The sequence below is a fragment of the Serratia nevei genome, assembly GCF_037948395.1.
Taxonomy (GTDB): domain Bacteria; phylum Pseudomonadota; class Gammaproteobacteria; order Enterobacterales; family Enterobacteriaceae; genus Serratia; species Serratia nevei.
Map to the genome: position 1 here is coordinate 1,961,866 of NZ_CP149940.1, position 16,507 is coordinate 1,978,372.

Annotated in this window: 21 protein-coding genes; 9 read left to right on the forward strand and 12 right to left on the reverse strand. The window is 59.7% G+C overall.

The genetic code is table 11. The annotated features are described in order from the left end of the window. Window positions 1-111: 111 nt before the first annotated feature. Window positions 112-309, forward strand: a complete 198-nt coding sequence (locus V8N38_RS09325) for a YceK/YidQ family lipoprotein (protein WP_046688460.1) — start codon at window positions 112-114, stop codon at window positions 307-309. Between the two features lie 6 nt (window positions 310-315). On the opposite strand, the gene V8N38_RS09330 is transcribed toward V8N38_RS09325, so the two are convergent. Both V8N38_RS09330 and V8N38_RS09335 read right to left on the reverse strand, forming a co-directional pair. Then, window positions 316-861, reverse strand: a complete 546-nt coding sequence (locus V8N38_RS09330) for a GNAT family N-acetyltransferase (RefSeq protein WP_147839474.1) — start codon at window positions 859-861, stop codon at window positions 316-318. 33 nt (window positions 862-894) lie between these two features. Continuing rightward, window positions 895-1,272, reverse strand: coding sequence for a MysB family protein (locus V8N38_RS09335; protein WP_033638020.1), 378 nt, complete (start codon window positions 1,270-1,272; stop codon window positions 895-897). A gap of 209 nt (window positions 1,273-1,481) precedes the next feature. Here V8N38_RS09335 and leuA point away from each other — a divergent pair, with 209 nt between their 5' ends. After that, window positions 1,482-3,164 (forward strand): 2-isopropylmalate synthase, encoded by a 1,683-nt coding sequence (leuA, locus tag V8N38_RS09340; RefSeq protein ID WP_147839473.1) that lies wholly within the window; start codon window positions 1,482-1,484, stop codon window positions 3,162-3,164. Here leuA and V8N38_RS09345 read toward each other — a convergent pair. Beyond that, window positions 3,121-3,915, reverse strand: a complete 795-nt coding sequence (locus tag V8N38_RS09345) for an AraC family transcriptional regulator (RefSeq protein ID WP_060440217.1) — start codon at window positions 3,913-3,915, stop codon at window positions 3,121-3,123. The two genes, leuA and V8N38_RS09345, sit on opposite strands and share 44 nt — an antisense overlap. Before the next feature lie 137 nt (window positions 3,916-4,052). On the opposite strand from V8N38_RS09345, the gene V8N38_RS09350 reads away from it, so the two are divergent. The 4 genes from V8N38_RS09350 to V8N38_RS09365 are packed head-to-tail and all read left to right on the forward strand — an operon-like array spanning window position 4,053 to window position 5,614. Beyond that, window positions 4,053-4,370 carry an ArsR/SmtB family transcription factor gene (locus V8N38_RS09350; protein WP_048233328.1) on the forward strand — a complete coding sequence of 106 codons (318 nt, stop codon included), beginning with the start codon at window positions 4,053-4,055 and terminating at the stop codon, window positions 4,368-4,370. Continuing rightward, the gene (locus V8N38_RS09355; protein WP_060440216.1) at window positions 4,360-4,794 is read left to right on the forward strand and encodes a YeeE/YedE family protein; all 435 of its coding nucleotides are present in this window, start codon (window positions 4,360-4,362) and stop codon (window positions 4,792-4,794) included. The genes V8N38_RS09350 and V8N38_RS09355 overlap by 11 nt, the downstream gene beginning before the upstream one ends. 2 nt (window positions 4,795-4,796) lie before the next feature. Continuing rightward, a complete protein-coding gene (locus V8N38_RS09360; protein WP_084826413.1) occupies window positions 4,797-5,225 on the forward strand; it encodes a YeeE/YedE family protein in 429 nt (142 codons plus the stop codon). Continuing rightward, window positions 5,216-5,614, forward strand: coding sequence for a VOC family protein (locus tag V8N38_RS09365; RefSeq protein ID WP_038875445.1), 399 nt, complete (start codon window positions 5,216-5,218; stop codon window positions 5,612-5,614). Before V8N38_RS09360 ends, V8N38_RS09365 begins: the two co-directional genes overlap by 10 nt. A 51-nt stretch (window positions 5,615-5,665) precedes the next feature. On the opposite strand, the gene V8N38_RS09370 is transcribed toward V8N38_RS09365, so the two are convergent. The 4 genes from V8N38_RS09370 to V8N38_RS09385 all read right to left on the reverse strand — a co-directional run bounded on the left by V8N38_RS09370 (window position 5,666) and on the right by V8N38_RS09385 (window position 10,436). Continuing rightward, window positions 5,666-7,219, reverse strand: coding sequence for a peptide MFS transporter (locus V8N38_RS09370; RefSeq protein WP_046686847.1), 1,554 nt, complete (start codon window positions 7,217-7,219; stop codon window positions 5,666-5,668). Window positions 7,220-7,692: 473 nt separating this feature from the next. Further along, window positions 7,693-8,931, reverse strand: coding sequence for a multidrug efflux MFS transporter MdtG (gene mdtG / locus V8N38_RS09375; protein WP_049271430.1), 1,239 nt, complete (start codon window positions 8,929-8,931; stop codon window positions 7,693-7,695). A gap of 199 nt (window positions 8,932-9,130) precedes the next feature. Continuing rightward, complete coding sequence (locus V8N38_RS09380) at window positions 9,131-9,415, reverse strand: YciI family protein (protein ID WP_049199424.1); 285 nt, start codon at window positions 9,413-9,415, stop codon at window positions 9,131-9,133. A 100-nt stretch (window positions 9,416-9,515) separates the two neighbouring features. Then, on the reverse strand, window positions 9,516-10,436 hold the full coding sequence (locus V8N38_RS09385) for a Kdo(2)-lipid IV(A) acyltransferase (protein WP_038875457.1): 921 nt from the start codon (window positions 10,434-10,436) through the stop codon (window positions 9,516-9,518). 50 nt (window positions 10,437-10,486) lie between these two features. Between V8N38_RS09385 and V8N38_RS09390 the strand changes: the two genes are divergently transcribed. Further along, on the forward strand, window positions 10,487-10,783 hold the full coding sequence (locus V8N38_RS09390) for a hypothetical protein (protein WP_147839472.1): 297 nt from the start codon (window positions 10,487-10,489) through the stop codon (window positions 10,781-10,783). A gap of 33 nt (window positions 10,784-10,816) precedes the next feature. Continuing rightward, window positions 10,817-11,884 (forward strand): rhodanese-related sulfurtransferase, encoded by a 1,068-nt coding sequence (locus tag V8N38_RS09395; protein ID WP_060419552.1) that lies wholly within the window; start codon window positions 10,817-10,819, stop codon window positions 11,882-11,884. A 44-nt stretch (window positions 11,885-11,928) separates the two neighbouring features. Here V8N38_RS09395 and V8N38_RS09400 read toward each other — a convergent pair whose 3' ends face one another. Further along, window positions 11,929-12,507 (reverse strand): YceI family protein, encoded by a 579-nt coding sequence (locus V8N38_RS09400; RefSeq protein WP_060440214.1) that lies wholly within the window; start codon window positions 12,505-12,507, stop codon window positions 11,929-11,931. Between the two features lie 23 nt (window positions 12,508-12,530). Next, window positions 12,531-13,085 (reverse strand): cytochrome b, encoded by a 555-nt coding sequence (locus V8N38_RS09405; protein ID WP_147839471.1) that lies wholly within the window; start codon window positions 13,083-13,085, stop codon window positions 12,531-12,533. A 442-nt stretch (window positions 13,086-13,527) separates the two neighbouring features. Here V8N38_RS09405 and V8N38_RS09410 point away from each other — a divergent pair, with 442 nt between their 5' ends. Beyond that, window positions 13,528-14,586 (forward strand): AI-2E family transporter, encoded by a 1,059-nt coding sequence (locus V8N38_RS09410; protein ID WP_060440213.1) that lies wholly within the window; start codon window positions 13,528-13,530, stop codon window positions 14,584-14,586. On the opposite strand, the gene V8N38_RS09415 is transcribed toward V8N38_RS09410, so the two are convergent. From V8N38_RS09415 to V8N38_RS09425, 3 genes are all read right to left on the reverse strand, one after another. Beyond that, window positions 14,534-15,538 carry a zinc-dependent alcohol dehydrogenase family protein gene (locus tag V8N38_RS09415; protein ID WP_087762315.1) on the reverse strand — a complete coding sequence of 335 codons (1,005 nt, stop codon included), beginning with the start codon at window positions 15,536-15,538 and terminating at the stop codon, window positions 14,534-14,536. The two genes, V8N38_RS09410 and V8N38_RS09415, sit on opposite strands and share 53 nt — an antisense overlap. 3 nt (window positions 15,539-15,541) lie before the next feature. Next, a complete protein-coding gene (locus V8N38_RS09420; protein WP_004927822.1) occupies window positions 15,542-15,658 on the reverse strand; it encodes a DUF2770 family protein in 117 nt (38 codons plus the stop codon). A 122-nt stretch (window positions 15,659-15,780) separates the two neighbouring features. Further along, window positions 15,781-16,407, reverse strand: coding sequence for a LuxR C-terminal-related transcriptional regulator (locus V8N38_RS09425; RefSeq protein WP_038875489.1), 627 nt, complete (start codon window positions 16,405-16,407; stop codon window positions 15,781-15,783). Window positions 16,408-16,507 lie beyond the last annotated feature (100 nt).

The following is a 16,507-nucleotide window of genomic DNA, read 5'->3' on the forward strand; positions in this document are numbered from 1 at the left end:
GTGATAGACTGCGGCCGATGCGTTGTTCACTCGCGAAACAACCCTTTGCTCAGAGTCAATGTCGTGAAGCTCTCTTCCTACCTTCGGCTGGCCTGCGTGGCGGCCGGCGTGATGGTCTTAACCGGTTGCGGCAGCATCATCAGCCGCACCGTGCCCGGCGCGGGGCATGGCCACCAGTACTATCCCGGCGTGCAGTGGGATTTGCGCGATACGCCCTGGCGTTACGTCACGGTGATAGACGTGCCGCTGTCGATGGTGGTGGACACCTTTATGCTGCCGTTCGATGCGCAGCATGGCCCCTATGAATAAACCTGCTCAGCGGGTGGCGAACACCACCAGCTGATAGCCTTTCTGCCCGCAATGGAAAGGTGCCAGCGCCGTCATGCCCAACCCTTGCACATGAGCGGCCAACGAATGCGGATTGTCGTCGTCGATAAACAGCGCGCCCACGTCGTAGTCATGACGGGTGTGCGCTTTGACGGCGGCGTAGAGGCGTTTCAGCACGCCTTTGCCGCGCCAGGCGGCGTCGAGGCAAACCGGGCCGTAGAGAAACACCCGCTGCTCACTCAGCGCCCGCCCGGCGAAGGACTGCGTGGCGAGCGTCGCCAGCATCGCATCCACCACCGGCGGCCGCGGTTGCACGTCGGCGGGCATCAGGCAAACAAACCCGGCCAGTTGGCCCTCCTGTTCGGCCACTAGTATGCCGATGCCGCGGTTGATCGCCGTCAGCTGCGCCTCATTCATGCGCGATACGATAAATCCCTGTCGTTTGTGGCGCTCGTCGAGCGCTTCCGGCACGTTTTCCCCCTGCAGCTGCAAAATGGCGGGGTAGTCGGTAGAGCGAGCCCGGCGGATAATCATGCTGCCTCCTTGGCGATAAAAACGTGGTGCGGGTTAACGTTCATCCCATTCATCGGCCGCGGCCTGGCCTTCTTCGGTATCCAGCGGCGGCTCAAGCTGGAAGTCGCCTTCTTCCCATTCGTACAGGGTATTTTCGTCTATCCACTCGGCGGTGATCTCCACCTCGTCGTAGTCACCGTCGAATATCGCCTGCGCCGCCGCACCGCTGCGCAGCGGCAGGCATTCCACCGCTTCGCCTTCTTCTTCGAAGAACTCGGCCTGCCACATCGTGTCGCCATCCTGCATCACGTACTTTTGCAGATTGAACTGCTGCGGCACCGGCGGTTCGTCATCGCCGCCGCCTTCGGCGGTGTCGATAAACTCTTCACGTGCGGCCTCGATGGCTTCTTCCAGGGTTGCATACAGGCTCATGTTCGCCTCCGTTGACAATGAGAGTAGAGCGCCCGGCGCATTGCCGGTGCGGTGGGATAAACGTCAAAACTAATTGTTGTCTCACTGGCGCAGGATGCAAATTTTTTTGTTGTCCGCTTTGCGACGACGGTTGTCCGCAAAGCGGGAGAAGAGGAGGCGATGGCGGGAAATAATGGCGCTATCGTTCACTCAGTTGCCAGGAGAAGCCCATGTTAATCGACCCTTCAAGCAAATACCGACCGTTCCCGCCGGTGACATTACCGGATCGTCAGTGGCCTTCGCGTACCCTGCGGCAGGCGCCGCGCTGGTGCTCCAGCGATCTGCGCGACGGCAACCAGGCGCTGGCGGAGCCGATGGATAACGCGCGCAAGCGCGAATTCTATCAATTGTTGTTGCAGTGCGGTTTCAAAGAGATTGAGGTGGCTTTCCCTTCGGCGTCGCAAACGGATTTCGATTTTGTGCGCACGCTGATCGACGAGCAACTGATCCCGCACGACGTCACGATTCAGGTGCTGACGCAGTCGCGAGACGATCTGATCGATCGTACCTTCGAGGCGCTGCTGGGGGCACCACGGGCAATCGTGCATCTGTACAACGCCACGGCGCCGATGTTTCGCGACATCGTGTTCCGTCAGGATAAGGCCGCAACCGTGGCGCTGGCGGTGAACGGCGCGCGGCGCATTCGCCGGCATTGCGAGGCTCAGCCCGATACCGCCTGGTGCTTCGAGTATTCGCCGGAAACCTTCTGTTTTACTGAATTAGAGTTCGCGCTGGAGATCTGCGAAGCGGTGGCGGAGGTGTGGCAACCGGGGCCGCAGCGGCCGATGATCATCAACCTGCCGGCGACGGTGGAAGTGAGTACGCCCAACGTGTATGCCGATCAGATTGAGTGGTTCTGCCGTCACTTCAGCCGTCGCGCCGATGTGGCGATCAGCGTACATCCGCATAACGATCGCGGTACCGGCGTGGCCTGCGCGGAGCTGGCGCTGTTGGCCGGTGCCGATCGGGTCGAAGGCTGCCTGTTCGGCAACGGAGAGCGTACCGGCAACGTCGATCTGGTCACGCTGGCGTTGAATCTCTATACCCAAGGCGTGGCGCCGGGCCTGGACTTCAGCCGCCTGAAACAGGTGGTGGAAGTGGTGGAGCAGTGCAATCAGCTGCCGGTGCATCCTCGCCATCCTTATGCCGGTGAGCTGGTGTTTACCGCCTTCTCCGGTTCGCATCAGGATGCGATCAAAAAAGGTTTCGCCGCGCAACGGCAGCGACAAGATGGCTGGTGGCAAGTGCCTTACCTGCCGCTCGATCCTGCCGATGTCGGCTGCAGCTATGAGGCGGTGATCCGGGTCAACAGCCAGTCCGGTAAAAGCGGGGCTGCCTGGCTACTGGAACAAAATCATGGGCTCGCGTTGCCGCGCGGTTTGCAGATTGATTTCAGCCAGGTGGTGCAGCGTGCGACCGACGGCAGCGGGAAGGAAATGAGCGGCGCACAGCTGTGGCGCTTATTCCGCGACACCTATGGGTTGGTGGAGCAGCCGTGCTTGCAGCTGTTGAGCTACCAGACGGAAAGTCATGGGGTAGAGGCCTACAGCTTCAACGCGCGAGTTGCCTGCGAGGGAGAGCCACTGCGTCTGCAGGGGACCGGCAACGGTCTGCTTTCCAGCGCGGTGGATGCACTGCGCCAGCGCTTCGGCTTGCCGCTGGCGATCGAGGATTACCACGAGCACACGCTGGGGCATCAGAGCGACAGCCGAGCGGTGGCCTATATCCGCTGTACGCTGCCGCAAGGTGAGGCGACCTACGGCGTAGGCATCGACGTTGACTCCGCCAGCGCTTCGCTGCAGGCGCTGTTCAACGTTGCCGGGCGCTATCTGTCGTCGGCGCGGCTCGGCTGAAATAGTCGCTGGGCGCGACCCCCAATAACCGGCGGAACATGGCGCTGAACGCGCTGGGGCTGTCATAGCCAAGATCCAGCGCCACTTCCAACACCGAGCGGCCGGTCGCCAGCGCGTTCAACGCCGCCAGCAAACGGGCGCGTCGCACCCAATCACTAAAATGCAGCCCGGTTTCTCGCTGGAAGCGCCGCGACAGGGTGCGTCCGCTGACGCTGAGCTGAGCGGCCGCCTGTTCCAGCGTCCAGGGCTGTGCCAGCGTGGCCTGAATATGGCGGCACAGGGCAAGCAGTGAGGCCTCACGCGGTTCGGGCAGGTGCAGTGGCAGGATCGGCAGCATTCTCAACTCATCCAGGATCAGTTCCATCACGCGCTCATCGCGCCCGCCGCTTGGATAGCCGGGCGCAATCTCCATCGCACAGATAATCAACTCGCGCAACAGCGGCGAAACCTGCACCACCTGGCATTGGGCCGGCAGATCGGCGCGCGCCAACGGATCGACGAACAGCGTCCTGGCCGCCACCTGGCCGGTGATGCGCAGGCTGTGCACCATTTTCGCCGGTACCCAGACGCCGCGGCCGGGTGGCACCACCCAACTGCCGAGCCGGGTCGTGACCTGCACTACGCCGCTCAGGCTGTGAATCAGCTGCGCGCAGTTATGGTAGTGATCCGGCTCGCTGTCGCCGTGGCGATAATCCTTGGCCAACGGCCGGACGGGCTGATCGATCGGCAGAACGTCATGAAACAGCAGCATCGTTAGCGGCCTCCGCGCGGCAAAAAGGGGGATGACAGCATGCCATGCGGCGCGGTTCCACACCAGCCTGTGGCACGCGGCAGATGAATAGTTTATAAAATGATATTATATAATTTTATAAATTGATTGGAGGTGTGATGGATATTGACGCGATGCGCAAGGCGGCGGCGCAGGCCGGCGCGATGCTGCGCACCTTGGGCAATGAAGATCGGCTGCTGCTGCTGTGTCGACTCAGCCAGGGCGAGATGGCAGTGAGCGAGCTGGCGCAGGCGCTGGCTATCCGCCAGCCGACATTGTCCCAACAGCTTGGCGTGCTGCGCGAGGAGGGGCTGGTCTCCACCCGGCGAGCCGGCAAGCAGATTTACTATGCGGTGGCCGATGCCAAAGCGTTGGCGCTGCTAACGACCCTGTATCAACTGTATTGCCCACAGCCGGAGAACCGCGATGACCATTGACTGGCAACACTTCACGCCCTATTCCGCGCTCGCGGGCGGGGCCATTATCGGCGGTGCGGTAGCGCTGCTGCTGCTGTTCAACGGCCGCATCGCCGGCATCAGCGGCATTACCGGCGGCTTATTGAGCGCGGGCGGCCGGGAGCGGGGCTGGCGCGCCGCATTTCTTGGCGGGTTGCTGATTTCTCCCTGGCTGTATGCTGCGGCGGCGGCTTTGCCTCCTGGTGAGATCGCGGCCGGCAGCGGCTGGCTGGCGATCGCGGGGCTGTTGGTGGGGGTGGGTACCCGATTGGGCAGCGGCTGCACCAGCGGGCACGGCGTGTGCGGCGTCGCGCGGTTGGCACCGCGATCGTTGGCCGCCACGGCGGTGTTTATGCTGCTGGGCTTTACGACCGTGTGGCTGATGCGCCATCTGCTGGGAGGGTGAAGATGCTTAAGTCTCTGTTGGCGCTGCTGAGCGGCGTGATTTTCGGTCTGGGGTTAATTATCGCCGGCATGGCCAATCCGGCCAAAGTACTGGCGTTTCTCGATATTACCGGACAGTGGGATCCTTCGCTGGCGTTGGTGATGGTTGGGGCGATTGCAGTGGCGGCGCCGGCCTTTATGTGGGCGCGCCGACGCCAGCGGAGCCTGTTGGGGGAACCGCTGCAGATCCCGGCCGCCGGGCGTGTGGATCGCCGTTTGCTGGTGGGCAGCGCGCTGTTCGGCATCGGTTGGGGCATGGCGGGCATTTGCCCTGGCCCGGCCTGGGTGTTGGCGGGGGCGGAAATACAACGGGTATGGCCGTTCCTGCTGGCGATGCTGGCGGGCATGGCGCTGTATGAGATTATCATGAGGTGGAGGCGTTCATGTCGATAGCCAAGGCGGTGCTGCGCATTGCGCGCCCGACCGATCGGTTGCAAGAGATTGCCACGCTGTATTGCCGCGGGTTGGGGTTTGAAAGGCTAGGCGAGTTTGTCGATCATCAGGGCTTTGACGGCATTATGATCGGGCATCCGCAGCATGCCTACCATCTGGAGTTCACGCAGCATCGCGGGGTGCGGGTCGGGCAGGCGCCGACGCAGGATCATCTGCTGGTGTTTTACCTGCCGGATGAGAACGAATGGCGAGCCGGGTGTGAGCGGATGCGGGCGGCGGGATTCTTGGCGGTCGTCGCCTATAACCCCTATTGGGATAGGGCGGGGCAAACCTTTGAAGATCCTGACGGCTACCGGGTGGTCCTGCAACATCAGGCCTGGCAAGCATAAAAAAAACCGGCGCCTCGAGCGCCGGTTTGCGAGATAAAAACGGGTTATCCGTCAGGCGTTGGTCGCCGGTTTTTGCGCGCTCTTGGACTGGGTATTTTCCAGCATGCGGCGAATCGGCACGATCAGCACGATCAGCACGGCGGCGCAGATCAGCAGCGCGACGGAGCAGCGAGCGAACAGATCCGGCAGCATATCCAGCTGGTCGGCCTTGACGTGGCCGCCGATCAGGCCGGCGGCCAGGTTGCCCAGCGCGCTGGCGCAGAACCACAGCCCCATCATTTGCCCGCGCATTCTCTCCGGCGCCAGCAGCGTCATGGTGGCCAGCCCGATCGGGCTCAGGCACAGTTCACCCAGCGTCAGCATCAGGATACTGCCCACCAGCCACATCGGCGATACGCCGGCGCCGCCGTTGCTGAGCACATTCTGCGCGGCCAACATCATCAGGCCGAAACCGCCGGCGGCGCACAGGATACCGATCACGAACTTGGTGATGCTGCTCGGACGCACGTTATTGCGCGCCAGCGCAGGCCAGGCCCAGCTGAACACCGGCGCCAGCAGGATGATGAACAGGGCGTTGATCGACTGGAACCACACCGCCGGGATCTCGAAGCCGCCGACCATGCGATTGGTGTAATCGTTGGCGAACAGGTTGAACGAGGTCGGCTTCTGTTCAAACGCCGACCAGAAGAACGCGGCGGAGATCAGCAGAATGAAGCACACCAGCAGGCGTGCACGCTCTTTGCGGCTCAGGCCGGCAAAGGCGAACAGGTAGATGAAATACAGGGTGACCGACGCGGCGATGACGTACACCAGCACGCTGGCTACCTCAACCGGGTTGATGACGATGGTGCCCTGAGCGATCAGCACGATGACCGCAGCCAGGACTACCGCCAATGCCAGCAGCCAGGCGCCGACGCCTTTTTTCTTCGCGACCGGGCTGTTCCAGGTGGAATCCAGGCCCACTTCGCGGTCATAGCGTTTCATCGCCGGTACGGCGAACACCCGGAAAATCACCAGCGCCACCAGCATCCCGATACCGCCGATGCCGAAGCCCCAGTGCCAGCCGTGTGATTTGATCAGCCAGCCGGAGATCAACGGGGCGATGAACGAACCGATGTTGATGCCCATGTAGAACAGCGAGAAACCGCCGTCGCGGCGCGCATCGCCTTTCTTGTACAGCGTGCCGACCATCACCGAGATACAGGTCTTGAACAGGCCGGAACCGAGCACGATGAACATCAGGCCGATGAAGAACAGGTTGGTGCCCATCACCGCGGACAGGGCGATCGACAGGTGACCGAGGGCGATCAGGATAGACCCGTACCAGACGGCCTTGCGTTGGCCGAGCCAATTGTCCGCCAGCCAGCCGCCCGGCAGTGCCGCCAGGTACATGCTGCCGGCGAAAATGCCGACGATCGCCGACGCGTTCTCACGCGCCAGACCCAGGCCGCCGTCGTACACGGTGGCGGCCATAAACAGGATCAGCAGCGGACGGATGCCGTAGAACGAAAAGCGTTCCCACATTTCGGTGAAGAACAGAGAACCCAGCGGATAGGGATGGCCGAAGAAGGTCCGGCTTTCTGACTTATTGACAGAGGATTGCATAACGATTTCCCAATAAAAAGGCGCTGCATGGCTGCAGCCCGTACTGTGGTTGTATGTGTATTTAATGAAGGCGATCCGCCCAATGCGGATTACCCGACAAAACCGCGGCTGCAACGCTGATAAACCGTGGAAAGCGTGCTGACCTTTTTTCACTTGGCCGATGGTTCACATCTGGCGTGATATTATTTAACCATTTGATAACTGGTCGTTGGCTTTGTCTAGTACCTGTATCCCATTTTTTAGACGAAAAGTCGACAAGCATCTCCTTTTCTGGTTTTTCTGTTGGTTGTGGCGGGAATATGATTGACAGCGGGTTTTATGCGCTGAAAGTTAATTAATTGTTGATAAACAAGATGTTGAGGTAAGAATGTTCCGAGTGGGCCGAAAATTCGCAGGCCCGAAGGAAGCATTATTAAAAGTAGGGGAAACGCGGCGTTGATCCGGCCAATGGCGGAAATTGGCGATAAATGCAGCTATTGTTCTTCCTGCAGCGTGTCTTCCCGCATGTAGCCCGGCCGCCGCCGCAGACACCACCAGGAATAACCGGCGTTGAACAGCACCACCAAAGCGGTGACGCCGAAGACTGCACGAAAACCGTAGCCGGCGGAGACCGCGGCGCCAAGCAATGGGCCGCTGACGTTGCCGACGTCACGGAACGACTGGTTATAGCTGAAAATGCGGCCGGCCACCTGATTGGTGCAGTTGTAAATCAGCAGCGTCTGTACCGCCGGCAGCAGCGCGCCGTCGGCCGCCCCCAGCAGAAAGCGCAGCACCCCGAGCTGCCACGGCGTTTGCACGAAGGCCATCGGGATCAGCAACAGCACCGAGACGATCAGCATACATATCAGAATGCGCTCCGGGCCGATGCGATCGCCCAGCTTGCCCAGCCGTGGAGCGCTCATCAACGCCGCGACGCCGGGCACCGAGGCGATCAGCCCGCTGATAAACGCCAGGTTATGGGTGGCGCCGGCCAGATCGCGCACATACAGCGTCAGGATCGGCGCAATCGAGCCGGTGGCAATCTGGATAATCATGGTAGTCACGAACAGGCTGAGCACCAGCTTCGGGTTTTTGAGCGAGGCAAACACCTGCCGTGCGTGCAACATGTCGCGTTTTTGTACCGGGGTGAACTGCTCTTTGACATACAGCAGCGTCAGCACGAAGCAGACGAACAGCACCGCGGCGGTGATGTAAAACACCGGGCGCAGACCATAGAGGTCGGCCAACAGGCCGCCGATCAGCGGGCCGATCAGCGCACCGCCTACGCCACCGGTTGACAGGGTGCCGAGCGCCCAGCCGCTGCGGTTGCGTGGCACCTGGGTGGCGATCAGCGCGTTGGCGTTGGGTATGAACCCGCCAAGCAGCCCCAGCACCGCTCGCAGCGCGAGAAATTGCCAGACCGTTTGCGCCATGCCCATCAGCACCATGACGATCGCCATGCCCAATGCGGAGCGCAGCAGCATCAGTTTACGGCCGCGTCGGTCGGCCAGGGCGCCCCAGAACGGCGCGGCGATAGCGGAAAACAGGAAGGTGATGCTGAACAGCAGACCGGACCACATGTTGAGCGCCTGATGGCCGGTTACGCCCAGCGTCTCTACATACAGCGGAAGAAACGGCATCACCAGGCTGAAGGCGGCGCCGGTGAGGAAACACCCTACCCAGGCGACGAAAAGGTTGCGTTTCCAGTTAACGGGTTCTGCTGCCGAAGCCATAAATGTCCACTGCCGAAAGGTGACGCGCTTTGCCGGCGGCAAGATGAAGGGGCAAAGCGTGAAAGTTAGCTTGGTAAGTATGCGCCGCCAGCGCGGCGACGGCAAACGAGGGGACAAGGATTGGGCAAAAAATGAAATAAAGTTTTAAAAAAGACGTTTAAACCTTATTCCGCGCTTAGCGCGCGGAATTTACAGCGTTTTATAGTCCGGCCAGCGCCTCGAAACCGGCGGCGGTGGTGGTGGCGCTAAAGTCGGTGACCTCGTAGTGAGCCACGGCGTTGAAGGGATCTTCGGCCAGGATGGCGTCTAACCGCGCACGCTCAATGCCCTTGGCCAGGATCACGCCGCCGGTGCGGGGATTTTTGCGGCCGGAGGCGACGAAGGTGCCGTCCTGAAAATATTTCTTAAGCCAGGCGATGTGCCCGTCAAGGTGGCTGTCGACTTCGGCGATCGGGCGATGGTAGGTCAGGCTGACAATGTACATAGCGGCTCCAGGTTGGCGGCAAAGGCTTTACCATCCCACCCTCGCCGTCGATTCTCAAGAGGTGCGCAATAAAAAACCCGCCGGTGGCGGGTTTGCTTTATCAGTAGAGCGAAGGCTCGCCTTCCGGGCGGGTCTTGAAGCGACGATGCAGCCACATATATTGGTCAGGCGCCATCAGGATCTCTTTTTCCACCACTTTATTCATAAAGGCGGCGGCCTCGATTTCATTATCCAGCGGGAAGTTTTCCACCGCCGGTTGCATGATCAGCTCATACCCTTTGCCGTCCGGCAGGCGGCGCGGGGTGAACGGAATGATCGCCGGTTTGCCCATCCGCACCAGCACGTAGCTGCCGGTGGTGGTAGCGGCCTTGTCGACCGCGAACAGCGGCACGAAAACGCTGCTGCGCGGGCCGTAGTCGTGATCCGGCGCATACCAGATGATATCGCCCTGTTTCAGGGCGCGGATCATGCCTTTGACGTCCTTGCGATCCAGCATCGACTTGTTGGAGCGCATGCGCCCCCAGGTTTGCAGCCAGTCCATCAGCTTGTTGTCGTGCGGGCGGTAAACGCCGATGCCCGGGTTATGAATGCCGAAGATGCGCGCGCCCAGCTCCAGCGTCAAAAAGTGCAGGCCAATCAGCAGCACGCCCTGGTGGTTGTCGCGCGCCTTTTGGATGTGTTCCAGGCCGCTGACCTTGAACCAGCGCTCGATGCGCCAGTTAGGCCAAAACCACGCCATGCCGGTTTCAAACAGCCCCATGCCGACCGATTCGAAATTCTTTACCACCAGTGCATCGCGTTCGGCCTGCGGCATGTCGGGAAAACAGAGCTCGAGGTTGCGTTGGGCGATAGCGACGCGGCGCTTGAGAAAGCGCATGGCAAACCGCCCGATCGAGGTGCCGAGCCAGTAGATGACGGGGTAAGGCAGCAACACCAGCAGATACAGCAAGCCGATGCCGACCCAGGTCAGCCAATAGCGTGGGTGCAATAAGGAGCGATTGAAAGTAGGAACTTGAGTCATGGGTTCTCTGTTTGAATACGGTTGTTTAAGTGTAATGACAGAGTCATAGCATGGTCTGGCAGCCGGGTGAGTTCGGCCGCAAGGTTCGTTTCTGCCGTTTGTTTGCGACTATTGTGGCATTTTTCTCGTGCTCCGGGAAAACACAACGCATTAAAATCCCCTTTTCGGCGTTAAATATGCATCAGGTGCCGGATTTTTCCACAATATTTCCCGCTAAAGGCCAACGGCAATATCATGGCCGGGCATTATTCAGGAGCAACCGTGTAGGCATGATGGTGGGGCTGCGCGGCGGCGGTTTTTCGGGTATGATGTGCGCCGCGCGCGGGCCGGCAGGCTGCGCGCGATAATCAGTCACCTCCCGAAAGACAGGAAAGTACACCATGCCAGTGTTACATAACCGAATTTCTAACGAGGAACTGAAGGCGCGCATGCTGGCGGAAACCGAGCCTCGCACCACAGTTTCTTTTTACAAATACTTCTCCATCGACGATCCCAAAGCGTTTCGCGACAGCCTGTACGTTCAGTTCGAAAAACTGAAGGTGTTCGGCCGCATCTACGTGGCGAAAGAGGGCATCAACGCGCAGATCAGCGTGCCACAGCATAATTTCGAGGCGTTCAAAGCCGCGCTGTTCGCCTCGCACCCGGCGCTGGATCAGGTGCGCCTGAACATCGCGCTGGAAGACGACGGCAAATCCTTTTGGGTGTTGCGCCTCAAGGTGCGCGAGCGTATCGTGGCCGACGGCATCGATGACGAGAGCTTTGACCCAAGCAACGTTGGCGAGTATCTGCAGGCCGATCGCGTCAATCAGATGATCGACGATCCGAATACGGTGTTCGTCGATATGCGCAACCACTATGAGTACGAAGTCGGTCACTTCGAAAACGCCATCGAGGTGCCGTCGGATACCTTCCGCGATCAGCTGCCGATGGCGGTGGAGATGCTGCAGGACAGCAAAGACAAAAACATCGTCATGTACTGCACCGGCGGCATTCGCTGTGAAAAAGCCAGCGCCTATATGCTGCACAACGGCTTTAAAAACATCTACCACGTGGAAGGCGGGATTATCGAGTACACCCGCAAAGCGAAAGAGCAGGGGTTGCCGCTGAAGTTTATCGGCAAAAACTTCGTGTTTGATGAGCGCATGGGCGAGCGCATCTCCGACGATGTGATCGCCAACTGCCACCAGTGCGGTGCGCCGTGTGACACCCACACCAACTGCAAGAACGACGGCTGCCATCTGCTGTTCATTCAGTGCCCGAGCTGCGCCGCCAAGTTTGAAGGGTGCTGCAGCGAGATTTGCCGCGAAGAGCTGAAGTTGCCGCGTGAAGAGCAGCGCGCGCGCCGTGCCGGCCGTGAAAACGGCGTCAAGATCTTCAATAAGTCGAAAGGCTTGTTGCAGACTACGATGCACATTCCGGCACCGGAAGAAGAAGGCCCAGCCCGCTGAGCCTGAGGAAATGAGAAGCCCGGCCGCCAAGCCGGGCTTTTTTTTTATTTCTCGCGTACGCCTTCTACGGAGATGATCAGCTCAACGTCTTGCGACGCCGGGCCCAGATCGGTGGTGATGCCGAAGTCTTTCAGCTTGATCTTGCCGTTGGCTTCAAAGCCGGCGCGGTAGCCGCCCCACGGATCGTTGCCCTGGCCAATCAGTTTGGCGTCCAGCGTGACCGGCTTGGTCACGCCGTTCAACGTCAGGTTACCGACCACCGCATAACCGTCGCCGCTTTTCTTCACGTCGGTGGATTCAAACTTGGCCTGCTTGTTCTTCTCTACGTTGAGGAACTCGGCGCTGCGCAGGTGCTTGTCGCGTTCGGCGTGGTTGGTGTCGACGCTGGCGGTATTGATGGTCACGTTGACCTTGTCCTTGGACGGATCTTTTTCGTCGAAGGTGAAGCCGCCGTCGAAGTCTTTAAAGCTGCCGTACAGCCAGCTGTAGCCCAGGTGCTGGATGCGGAATTCGATAAAGGCGTGCTGGCCCTGTTTGTCGATCTTGTAGTCCGCCGCCAGTGCGGAACCGGCGCTCAGCAGCAGGGCGCCTGCGGTCAGGCCCAATACGGTCTTTTTCAACATAGCAATCTCCATAAGTCCAAAGGTTAATCGGCGCTGCTACCCAGCATCCGTTTCAAAGTGACATCACGATCGATAAAGTGATGTTTAAGCGCGGCCAGCCCGTGCAGTACCGAGAGCACTACCACGGCCCAGGCCAGGTAAAGGTGAATGGCGCCGGCGGTATCGGCTTGCTCCGCCATGCCGGTCACGGTGGCGGGCACGTCGAACCAGCCGAATACGCTGATCGGTTGGCCGTCGGCGGTCGAGATCAGATAGCCGCTGATCAGAATGCCGAACAGCACGGCGTACAACGCCAGATGCGCGAGAATGGCGCTGACGCGAGTGAGGCGACCATAGCTGGCCAGAGGCTTGGGCGGCGGCGAGACAAAGCGCCAGATCACGCGGATCACCATGATGATGAACAGTAGCGCGCCGATGCTTTTGTGGATCTCCGGCGCCTGGTGGTACCAGACGTCGTAATAGCCCAGCGTGACCATCCACAGGCCGAGTGCGAACATGCCGTACACCGTCAGCGCCACCAGCCAGTGGATCAACACTGACACATGGCCGAAACGATCGGCGGTATTTTTCCAGAGCATCCTGTTTCCTTCGATTACCGATTGGCTGGCTGCAATAATTAAACTTTAGGAAACATAAAATCAATAATAAATTTAACTATGTTACTTCTTAGAAATATTAGTCAGTGAATTTGTTTGAGATGTTCGGAGTTCATCAGATAAATCGTTGAAGATGATATTATTTCTTTCACGTAACGATTATGCTAGTTGTTGAAAATTAGGCTTATTATCTATTAATGTCAGCTTTTGTCATTTTACGTAAACCGTCCATAAATTGCTCGGTGGTATTATTTGTTGGCAAAGGTTATGCCTATTTTTCGCGGCGAAGAGCAGGGCGGAAAGATTAATTTTTTCGAACGGTTACGCGAAATCCTCTGCGGCATAACGGCGGACTTTGCTACCATTAGCGCCAAGCGTCGGCTCTTGATGGCCGGTTAACCCAGTGAAATAACAAGGAAACGTCATGGGCCGAACCCGTGTAACCGACAACAGCCTGCGTTTGGCCGTCCTGCTGGCGATGTTGGTGATCATTCTGGCTGGGGTGAAAGCCGCCGCCGACATCGTGGTGCCGTTTCTACTGGCGGTGTTCCTCGCCATGGTGCTGAACCCGCTGGTGGCGATGCTGGAACGCAGACGGGTGCCGCGCATCCTTGGGGTGACGCTGCTGGTGACGGCGGTGATTGTGGTCGTGATGCTGTTCATCGGCATGCTGGGCGCTTCGCTGAACGAGTTCGCCCGTTCGCTGCCGCAGTACCGCGGCATGATGATCGAGAAACTGCGCGAGCTGCAGTATTACGCCGATCGCTTCAATATCAGCCTCTCCAGCGAAGCGATGCTGCAATATGTCGATCCCAGCGCTGCGATGAATCTGGTTACCCGCATGCTGGGGCACCTGTCTGGCGCCATGACCAACGTCTTCCTGCTGCTGATGACCGTGGTGTTTATGCTGTTCGAAGTGCAGCTGCTGCCTTATAAACTGCAGCAGGCGCTGGATAAGCCGAATGAAGGCCTCGCCGCGATGCGGCGGGCGCTGGACGGCGTGACGCGTTATCTGGTGATTAAAACCATCATCAGCCTGGCCACCGGGGTGATCGTCTGGATCTTCCTGGCGGCGGTCGGCGTACGCTTCGCCTTTATCTGGGGGCTGCTGGCGTTTCTGCTCAACTATATTCCCAATATCGGCTCGGTATTGGCCGCCATTCCGCCGCTGATTCAGGCGCTGCTGTTCAACGGATTGGGTGATGCGCTGGTGGTGGCGGGCGGCTTTATCGCAATCAACATGGTGATCGGCAATATCCTCGAACCGCGGGTGATGGGTCGCGGGCTGGGGTTGTCGACGCTGGTGGTATTCCTGTCGCTGATCTTTTGGGGCTGGCTGCTCGGCCCGGTCGGCATGCTGCTGTCGGTGCCGCTGACGATCGTGGCGCGCATCGCGCTGGAGACTACCGAGGGCGGCTATCGGCTGGCGGTCATTTTGGGTGACGGTCGCCCGCCGCGTCAGCCTCCGGCGCCGCCGGAGTGAGGAAGATCTTGCCGTTCACACCGGGCTGCGCAGCGTGTTGCAGAGCAGCTGCGTACTGTTGCAAAGGGTAAATCGCGGCGGGCGGGCGCAGCGTCAGCTGGCCGCGCCGCAGCAGCTGGAATAGCTGATAAAACGCCGTTTGCCACTGCGCCGGTGCCGCCTGCGCATTCCATTTACGCAGGTGGAACAGCGAAGCGCGCAGCTTCAATTCGTCCACCACGCGCCGCCAGTCCACCTGGCGCCCACCCAGCAGGCCCAGCGCCACAAAGTCGCCGCCGGTGCGAACCGCCCGCGCCAGCTGCAATCCGTCTTCTCCGCCGATGCAGTCGATAGCGGCGCGGGCACCAAAGTGGGTCATTTGCGCCAGCTGCGGCGCCTCAATAACGCGCCAGGCGCCGGCGGCCAGCAGCGCCGGGCGATGAGTGAGGTTACGCACCACCACCGCCAGACGAATGCCACGCAGCGCCGTCATCTGTGCCAGCAGCAGGCTAACGGCGGAGCCGCCGCCGTTGAGCAGCAGCACGTCGCCGGCGTTGAGCGGCAGCCATTGCGTCAGCAGCACCCAGCAGGTGAGCGGGTTGATATAGATTTGCGCCGCGCTGGCGTCGTCGATGTCGTCCGGTACCCAGACCACCCGTTCTTCAGGCAGTGTGACGAAGGTTTGCCAGCTGCCGTCACCCGCTACCGCCAGTGCGCGTCGGCCGGTCGAGCGTCCGCTTTGCGGATCGACGATGACGCCTACGCCTTCATAGCCAGGCACCTGCGGCAGGGCGATGCGGTGCGCGTATTGGCCGTGAATCGGGATCAGGTCGGAAGGGTTGATCGGGGCATAGCGCATCTGCAGCAGCAGCCGGCCGGGGCGCAGCGGCGGCCTGCTCGTCTGCTGCAGCGCCAGCACCTGGGCGGGATCGCCGAAGCGGCTGAAGCTCAATCGGGGAAATGACGACGGCATGGGTTACATCACGAAGAAAAAATAGACATCCAGCGCCAGCAGCACCAGCCACAGACAAAGATACAGCACCAGGTGCTCACGCACGTTGTTGACGATAGCCGCCAGTATTCGGTTTAACATTTCAGCCGCCTGAAGAAAGAGACCTTTGATTATAGTCCTTTTCTCGGCACCTTTTATAGCGGGGCGCGCGTGAGCGCTGGAAGAGTGGCGATAAAAAAGCCTGCGTTATCGCAGGCTTGATGTTACACCGCCAGCAGCGCCAGCGGCGTCGAATTCGTTGGTGCGCTGGGCGGGTAGAAATAACGCAGCACGTTATACAGCGAGTAGAACTCCAGCCGGTTGCGCGCGTTGATCTTCTCCGTGATGTGACGCTTGTGCACATACACCGTATGCGAGCTGATCTGCAGCTTTTTCGCGATGCGGTAGTTGGGCATTTCTGCCATCCAATATTTCATCACCGTCAGTTCCTGCGGGCTGAACAGGGAACGCTCTTCGCCGTCATCGGCCAGCGCCAGCGGATTTTCGCGCAGCGTGCGCAAGGTGAGTGGCAGAATGCTTTTATTGAACAGGAACGCGTTATCGGCGATGCGCATTGGCGTTTCGCTGTAGGGGTAAGGCGTATCGAGATAGATAAACAGCAAGGCAGACTGACTGGCTTCCATAAACGCCAGCAGCTGTGCGTCCGCTTCGTTATAGCGGCACTGGTTGCTGAGGTTCACCAGAATGTGGCTCGGCTGAAAGCTGGCCAACAGCGGCGTAGCGTACTCAATGCTGTGGCAGCACTTGATCGTTGTAATCCCACTATCAGCAAAGTAGCTGGCTATACCGACCCGGGTGAAGCAGCATTCGTCCACGACAAGTAGTTTCATGGTGACGTCCTTGTTGAAAGCCGATGGAGCATATCTTCTGTAAAATAGGACTTACACTGCAAGTGTTCAATTCGGAAATTCAAATGCTGAATGCAAGAAA